The sequence below is a fragment of the Vreelandella boliviensis LC1 genome, assembly GCF_000236035.1.
Classification (GTDB): domain Bacteria; phylum Pseudomonadota; class Gammaproteobacteria; order Pseudomonadales; family Halomonadaceae; genus Vreelandella; species Vreelandella boliviensis.
The window spans coordinates 1-6,822 of record NZ_JH393260.1 but is presented as its reverse complement, the minus strand read 5'-3'; the positions used below and the strand labels follow the sequence as shown (position 1 = coordinate 6,822).

Here is a 6,822-nt window from a genome sequence, read left to right as displayed (position 1 = left end):
AGTGAAGCAATCTCGGGGTTAATCGCCACCGCAGCCTAAGATTGCTTCGTCGCAAGCTCCTCACAGTGACATAAAGAGGACACCTCTCAATGATAAACATAGAAGGCTCATTGCAATGCAAAAATGAAAGCTCTTCACAATCATATTTCGTGACGGCATTACTCCCCAGGAAGGTTTTCAAACCGCGGCATGCCGACGTTCCAGGGTTTAATGTCGCCTTTCTCTCCGAAATTGTCGTGGTCACCCAGCACATGGTCGTCGTGTTCGCGGGTTTGCCCATACAAAGAACGCTTATGGAAGGTAGGGCCAAATTGCTCGGCTGTCTCGGCGACATCACCGTTGTAGCGAGGGTCTTGGGGGCGCTCTTGGCTAGTTATATAGTACGCAATATCCCAAGTGTCTTGAGCACTGAGTGAGCGCGGCTGGCCAAGCGGCATGTTTTGGTAAATAAAGCCCGCCATGGTATCGACTCGTACGATCCCCGCCCCCCAATTATTGGAGCCGTCGCCCCAGGGCGGTGGAAACACGTACTCACCGTTTTCATAGTGACCAGAACCATCCTGCTGGTGACATATGGCGCAGTTTTCCTGGTAAGCCGTTTCACCACGGGCATAGTCTGGCGCTTGCTCAGGCTCATCTGGCGCGGGGAAGCCACGCCCATAGATCGGCTTGTCTGGATACATCGGCGCACCGGTGGCCAGCCACTGATGGTAGGCGCTTAGCGCCAGCATTTCATCGCTGCCATACGCCGGTGGCACGCCGTTCATGGAGTAAGCAAAGCACCCTGCAATACGCTCTTCCAGGTTATTCACATGCTGGTTCTTACCACGAAAATCCGGAAGCGTTATGGCAGCCGCCCACACCGGCGCGCTGAACGGCACCCGTCCTTCGCCCAAATGGCAGCTCGAGCAGTTCATGTCATTGAACACGTTCTCACCACGCAACTGCTGGGTATTGGTGAATAAATCGTGACCATAGCGAATGACGCTCTTCAATTCCGGATGAATATCGGAATTCTCAAGATCTTCCATTGAGGGTGGTTCGTGTACAAGCATATTCAGCGCAGCGTCTGGGCGCTCTTCTTGCTGGGCAAAGACACTGGTGGCATAAACGCTAATACCGACTCCGAACGCAAGCGAGCAGCCGGTCAGTGCTATGGCGAGAGGGCGACGACAGGTGGTCATTGTGCTGTCTCCTGTGCTTCTGAACCGGGTTGCGTGGCATACCAGGCAGACACCGCCTGAATGTCGTTATCGCTCATGCGTTTGGCAATAGCCCCCATGAGATCCTGTGGGTCGTTGCTGCGTGTCTCGTTTTTCCACGCCGTCAATTGAGCGCTGATATAGCCAGCATGCTGGCTGGCGACACCTGGGAAGGTGCTGCCAACGCCCATACCACCAGGCCCGTGGCAGCTTTGGCAGGAAACAATGTAGGCGTTCCAGTCGCCACGTTCGGCAAGCTGTTGACCACGGGCCAGCAGCGCTTCGTCGGCCTCATCACCACCGTTCCCCGGCGTTAGCGGCATTTGGCTATAGTATTCGGCCACATCGGCTATTTGCTGGTCGTCGAGCATATTGGCAAACGTCACCATGGTGGCATTTTGACGCTGCCCGGCTTTAAAGTCGTGCAACTGCTTGGCGATATAGTCACCATTCAGACCCGCTAAGCGCGGCCATGACTCACCATTAGGTACATTCATACCGCTGCCATCTGCTTGGTGACAGGCTATGCAGGTAGCTGCTGCTGCCTGGCCTCGCTCTGCGTCACCCTGCTGCGCCAGTGCGCCTCCAGTGACCAGGCTGATCCCCATAAGCAGGCCAAACCTGCTTAAGCATTTTTGATTCATCTCGGTTTCTCCCTTACGTTATCGTTTTTAGCTACGTACCACTGGCACCACCAAACAGGCGGTAAAACCACCTTCAGCAGGACTTGCAAACGTCACTTCGCCGCCAAAGCGTTCGGCAATAGCAGCCACAATGGCTAGCCCCAGTCCACTGCCCTGCTGTTTACTGGCTCGCCAGAATCGTTGAGTTAGCTGCTCAAGCGTCGCGCCATCAACGCCAAACCCTTGGTCACTAACGCTAAAGGTAAGATGACGCGCCCCTGGCTCCCACTGCGCATCAAAGGTGATGGGGGTAGCAGCGGGCCCATGGCTGATAGCGTTATCCAGCAAATTTCGCAACGCGGTTATGGCCAATTCACGGGGCATAGCAAGGGTCACATCCGGCCAGTTGGGCGGCACTATAAAACGCGCTGGTTTGTCGTGCTGGCTATCCGCCAGGGCGTGTTCGGCCACATCCGCAACGCGGCTAGCCTCGCCATCATCAAAGCGCACACGACCCTCTACACGAGCCAGCGTAAGCAGTTGGTCAAGAGTTGAACTCAACCGCACCACGCCCTCTTCAGCATAGTTGAGCGATGCTATGGCGGCCTGCCCTTCGACTCGGCGGGCAACTTGTAGGTGGGTTTTGATTGCGGTAAGCGGTGTGCGCAGCTCGTGGGCGGCATCATCGGTGAAGCGCTGCTCGCGGATAATGGTTTGCTGTACGCGCGCCAGAAGAGCATTGAGGGTTTCAATCAGCGGCCGTATCTCTTTGGGTAGGCCATAGGTAGCGACAGGTGCCAGCGCATCGGGATGGCGATTTGCCAGCGATTCACGCAGCCGTGTTAGCGGTGCTAAGCCACGCCAAACCCCCAGCCAGAGCGCAAACATGCTGCCCACCAGCGCTACCACAAAGGGCACCACGGTCATCCGTATAACGCCGCTGAGCAGCATATCGCGCTCATCCATTCGGTCAGCGGTGGTAATCACGATGCCACCACGCTCGTAGGTAAATACTCGCCAGGTCACGTCGCCTGCCTGACGATAAGTGTGCCCACCCTCTCCCGGGGCGAGAATAGCGTCCATGTCGGCATGGGTGCGCGCCATGATCTCGCCTTGGGGCGAGTGCACTTGGCAGGCAAGACCCTCAATGGGTGGAATAGACATCACGGGGTGCTCGGCATCTTGCCAGACCTCAAATGGCAGTTGCAGAACTAACCCGGCCACCATTCTTGCCGACTGCGCTAAGCGCTGATCCAGGGTTTCCACAAACTTCTCTTCCAGGTCGCGCATCAGCCATGCCGCCGCCACACCCCAGAGCAGTGCCAACGTTAATCCCAAGGTAAGCAGTAAGCGCGCGCGTAAACTCATAGCTGCCCCTTATAGGGTGTACCGGCCACATGCACTGCTTCAGGCTTGCCCAGCCGGTAACCAAGCCCGCGCACCGTTTCAATCACGCCGCTTCCCAGCTTGCGGCGCAGGTGGTGGATATGCACATTCAGCGCATTACTCTCGACATCATCGTTCATGCCATAAAGACTATCTTTGAGCTGGTCGGCTGAAAGGACGCTGCGAGGCGATTGCAGGAAAGTTTCAAGCAGTACCAACTCCCGGCGAGACAACATAATCAGCCTTTCGTCTACGTATACTTCCCGTGCCGTTGGATCCAAGCACAGCGCTCCGTGGGAGATCAGGCCGATGCTGCGCCCTGCTACTCGGCGTAACAAGGCGTGCAAACGCGCTACCAGCTCATCTAAATCGAAAGGCTTCACCAGATAGTCATCGGCGCCGCCCTGCAGACCATCCACGCGGTCACGCACCGCATCCCTTGCGGTTAACACCAGCACCGGCACATCGTTTGCTTGTTCACGCCACTCGGCCAGCAATTGAAGACCATCGCCATCAGGCAATCCGCGATCAAGAATGACCACATCACTGGTAACGGTTCGCATCGCCTGGCGGGCAGCGTTCAACGTGGAGACGTGATCGACCACAAAATCGAAGGTCATTAATCCAGCGCGAATACCCGAAGCAACAAGCGGGTCATCTTCAATCAGCAAGACGTGCATAACGGTTTCCTTTTTATTACCCCCAGCATGGCTGACGGGCATTAACCCAGCGTTAAGACAAATAAAAACGCCCTTGCTGTGATGGCAAGGGCGTGAGCATGGCAATCGCCAAATAAGGACGAATGGCTAGGCGAGCCGCTTAGCGGCAAAACGCTTCGCAACAAACCAACCCAGCACCATCGTGGCGAGCATGGCCAGTAGCGGTAATGAAAGGCCGCCGATGGAGGCAATCGCCGGCCCTGGGCAGTAGCCGGAAAGTCCCCAGCCGATGCCGAATAGGGCAGCGCCTCCTAACAGCTTCGCGTCTAACTCCCGTTTAGTCGGTAACTGAAAGACGCCACCCAACAGCGGTGCCGAGCGCTTGAATACCAGCCGATAGCCGATAAAGGTGGTGACGACGGCGCCACCCAATACGAACATCAGCGTTGGATCCCAGGCGCCCGCCACGTCTAGAAACCCCACTACTCGCGCGGGGTCGGTCATGCCTGAAACAGCTAAACCGAGGCCGAAAATTAGCCCCGCCGCATAGCCAGCCGCTGTTTTCACCCAACGATTCTTGTTTGACTCACTCATTGAACTTTTCATTGAACTATTCATTGAACGCCACCTAGACCTAGCAAGTGGCGCGAGATATAGACAGTCACTAGCGCCGTCAGCAAAAACATACCGGTGGCCGCCATGGAGCGTGGTGCCAAGCGCGCCAGACCACATACGCCATGGCCGCTGGTACAACCACTGCCCAGCCCCGTACCTACGCCGACCAACAGCCCAGCCACCAGCATTATCCCAATGCCACCCACTGGCGCACCAATCACCTCTCCAGGGCTACCGGCAACATTGCCTAAACCACCACCTAACGCCATAAGCAGCAGTGGGCCGCTAATCAGCCCTAACAAAAAAGCCACTCGCCAAGCGCTATCGCCCTTGGGGCGCTGGGTAATCAAGTTGCCCACGATGCCACTGATACCTGCGATACGCCCCAGCGTTGCCATCAGCCAAGTAGCAGAAAGCCCGATCAACACACCCCCAACCAGCCCTTGTAAGCCTGCTGTCCAATCCACTCGTAACTCCCTAAATATCACTTAAACCGTTAGAAAAAATTAATCGGCACTTTGAGATAGATGGTGCCGTTATCTTCTGCGGGAGGCAGCTCACCCGCACGCATATTGATCTGCACCGAAGGAATGATAAGCCGTGGCATGCCTAAGGTGGCGTCGCGCTCGGTGCGCATCTTCACAAACTCGTCTTCGCTGATACCTTCATGAACATGGACATTCTCACTGCGCTGTTCCGCTACGCTGGTTTCATGCTGAAAGGTATCGCGGCCGGGGGCTTTATAGTCGTGGCATAAAAACAGCCGCGTTTGCTCCGGGAGCGCCAACACTTTTTGGATAGAGTGATACAGGGTGCGTGCATCGCCACCCGGAAAATCGCACCGCGCGGTGCCATAATCCGGCATAAATAGCGTATCGCCTACAAAGGCAGCATCCCCGACCACATAAGTTAAACAGGCGGGCGTATGCCCTGGGGTATGCAGTACATGGCCCTGTAATTGACCAACGGTGAACGTATCCCCTTCTTCAAACAGCGCATCAAATTGGCTGCCATCCCGGGCAAACTCGGTACCCGCGTTAAACGCCTTACCGAATATCTCCTGCACCTTTACTATGTTAGCGCCAATCCCGGTTTTACCGCCTAACTGCTCATGCAGGTATGGCGCTGCAGAGAGGTGGTCGGCATGCACATGGGTCTCCAAAATCCAGGCAACGTCGAGATGGTGTTCGCGAATAAAAGCAATGATGTTGTCAGCTGATCGCACGTCCGTTTGCCCAGCGGCATAATCAAAATCGAGCACCGAATCTATAATCGCGCAGGCACTGCTGTCGGGGTCTTGAACGATATAGCTAAAAGTGTTCGTGGGCTCATCAAAAAAGTGCGTAACGATTGGGCGTTGCATCGCTGCCTCCCATGGGGTGGAAATCTCATTTTCGTACTATAAAGACAGCATAGTGCATTTTAAGTTCTATAGTTAGATTATTTTTGCATATTGCATGCTACTACCATGCGCAAAATAGCGTTGATGCACCAAATAACGTTTATGAGATATTTCGCTAAGATCTTTCTTGTTTAGGCCGATAGTAGAGAAATAGTGGAAGAGCTACTCAATTACAAAAACTAGGAAAAATATGACTCACTTAACGACGACACAAAAGCTCTGGGGAACACTGGGCATTATCTGGATTGCCATGCTGCTGTTGGTTGGCTGGCTAGCCTTGGAGAACCGCCAAACGATTGAGAACGAACGCCGCGACAGCATTCAGTACGTGGTGGAAAGCGTGCAAAGTCAAATTGAAGCCCTGCAAGAACGGGTCGCCGCCGGAGAACTCAGCCTGGAAGAAGCGCAACAGCGCGCTATCGATAATATGACTAGCGTCGGCTTTGGGGCTGGCGAGTATATTTTCTCGTTCAACAATAAATTACTTATTATTTCCCACCCCACCCGCGCGCCCGGCACTGACATGACCAGTTATGAAGATGCCAGCGGTATGGTTCTATACCCGGAGTTGCTGCGTGTTGCCCAAGCTGGCGGAGGTCACGTTGACTACTACTCTACCCGCGCGGGTGGTGATAAACAGCTGCCGAAAACCAGTTATGTCGCGCACCTTCCCGAGTGGGAATGGTCGCTGGCGACAGGCGTTTATGTCGATGATATTAACGCCGCCTTTATTGACGGCTTGATTCGCTCGATCGTGATACTGCTGATCATTGGCCTACCGGTAACGCTGCTAATGGGCTGGGTTATTCGTGATGTTTCTCGTCGTTTAGGCGGTGACCCACGTTACGCCGCCAGCGTGGTGCGGAATATCGCTGACGGAGATCTCACTCAGGTAACCCAGCTTTCGGCGAAAGATCAGCAAAGCTTACTGTTTG

Annotated in this window: 8 protein-coding genes; 1 reads left to right on the top strand and 7 read right to left on the bottom strand. The window is 54.9% G+C overall.

The genetic code is table 11. The features are described 5' to 3' along the window. Nucleotides 1–158: 158 nt before the first annotated feature. The 7 genes from KUC_RS17045 to KUC_RS17015 all read right to left on the bottom strand — a co-directional run bounded on the left by KUC_RS17045 (nucleotide 159) and on the right by KUC_RS17015 (nucleotide 5,848). Nucleotides 159–1,184 (bottom strand): c-type cytochrome, encoded by a 1,026-nt coding sequence (locus KUC_RS17045; protein WP_007114481.1) that lies wholly within the window; start codon nucleotides 1,182–1,184, stop codon nucleotides 159–161. Next, nucleotides 1,181–1,846 (bottom strand): c-type cytochrome, encoded by a 666-nt coding sequence (locus KUC_RS17040; RefSeq protein WP_007114480.1) that lies wholly within the window; start codon nucleotides 1,844–1,846, stop codon nucleotides 1,181–1,183. The genes KUC_RS17045 and KUC_RS17040 overlap by 4 nt, the downstream gene beginning before the upstream one ends. Nucleotides 1,847–1,873: 27 nt before the next feature. Continuing rightward, on the bottom strand, nucleotides 1,874–3,193 hold the full coding sequence (locus KUC_RS17035) for an ATP-binding protein (protein WP_007114479.1): 1,320 nt from the start codon (nucleotides 3,191–3,193) through the stop codon (nucleotides 1,874–1,876). Next, nucleotides 3,190–3,891 carry a response regulator gene (locus KUC_RS17030; RefSeq protein ID WP_040481461.1) on the bottom strand — a complete coding sequence of 234 codons (702 nt, stop codon included), beginning with the start codon at nucleotides 3,889–3,891 and terminating at the stop codon, nucleotides 3,190–3,192. The genes KUC_RS17035 and KUC_RS17030 overlap by 4 nt, the downstream gene beginning before the upstream one ends. Nucleotides 3,892–4,017: 126 nt before the next feature. After that, nucleotides 4,018–4,464, bottom strand: a complete 447-nt coding sequence (locus KUC_RS17025; protein ID WP_040481458.1) for a DUF6691 family protein — start codon at nucleotides 4,462–4,464, stop codon at nucleotides 4,018–4,020. 20 nt (nucleotides 4,465–4,484) lie between these two features. Continuing rightward, nucleotides 4,485–4,952: a YeeE/YedE family protein gene (locus KUC_RS17020; RefSeq protein WP_007114476.1), complete on the bottom strand. Its 468-nt coding sequence runs from the start codon at nucleotides 4,950–4,952 to the stop codon at nucleotides 4,485–4,487. 29 nt (nucleotides 4,953–4,981) lie between these two features. Then, nucleotides 4,982–5,848: an MBL fold metallo-hydrolase gene (locus tag KUC_RS17015; protein ID WP_007114475.1), complete on the bottom strand. Its 867-nt coding sequence runs from the start codon at nucleotides 5,846–5,848 to the stop codon at nucleotides 4,982–4,984. Between the two features lie 229 nt (nucleotides 5,849–6,077). Here KUC_RS17015 and KUC_RS17010 point away from each other — a divergent pair. Then, nucleotides 6,078–6,822, top strand: a 745-nt coding sequence (locus tag KUC_RS17010) for a cache domain-containing protein (RefSeq protein WP_040481455.1), incomplete at its 3' end; no start/stop codon positions are given.

Excerpts from the sequence above, each read along its gene's own strand:
- KUC_RS17035 (WP_007114479.1), bottom strand. The coding sequence starts at position 3,193 with ATGAGTTTACGCGCGCGCTTACTGCTTACCTTGGGATTAACGTTGGCA.
- KUC_RS17030 (WP_040481461.1), bottom strand. The coding sequence starts at position 3,891 with ATGCACGTCTTGCTGATTGAAGATGACCCGCTTGTTGCTTCGGGTATT.
- KUC_RS17045 (WP_007114481.1), bottom strand. The coding sequence starts at position 1,184 with ATGACCACCTGTCGTCGCCCTCTCGCCATAGCACTGACCGGCTGCTCG.
- KUC_RS17015 (WP_007114475.1), bottom strand. The coding sequence starts at position 5,848 with ATGCAACGCCCAATCGTTACGCACTTTTTTGATGAGCCCACGAACACT.
- KUC_RS17025 (WP_040481458.1), bottom strand. The coding sequence starts at position 4,464 with ATGAGTGAGTCAAACAAGAATCGTTGGGTGAAAACAGCGGCTGGCTAT.
- KUC_RS17040 (WP_007114480.1), bottom strand. The coding sequence starts at position 1,846 with ATGAATCAAAAATGCTTAAGCAGGTTTGGCCTGCTTATGGGGATCAGC.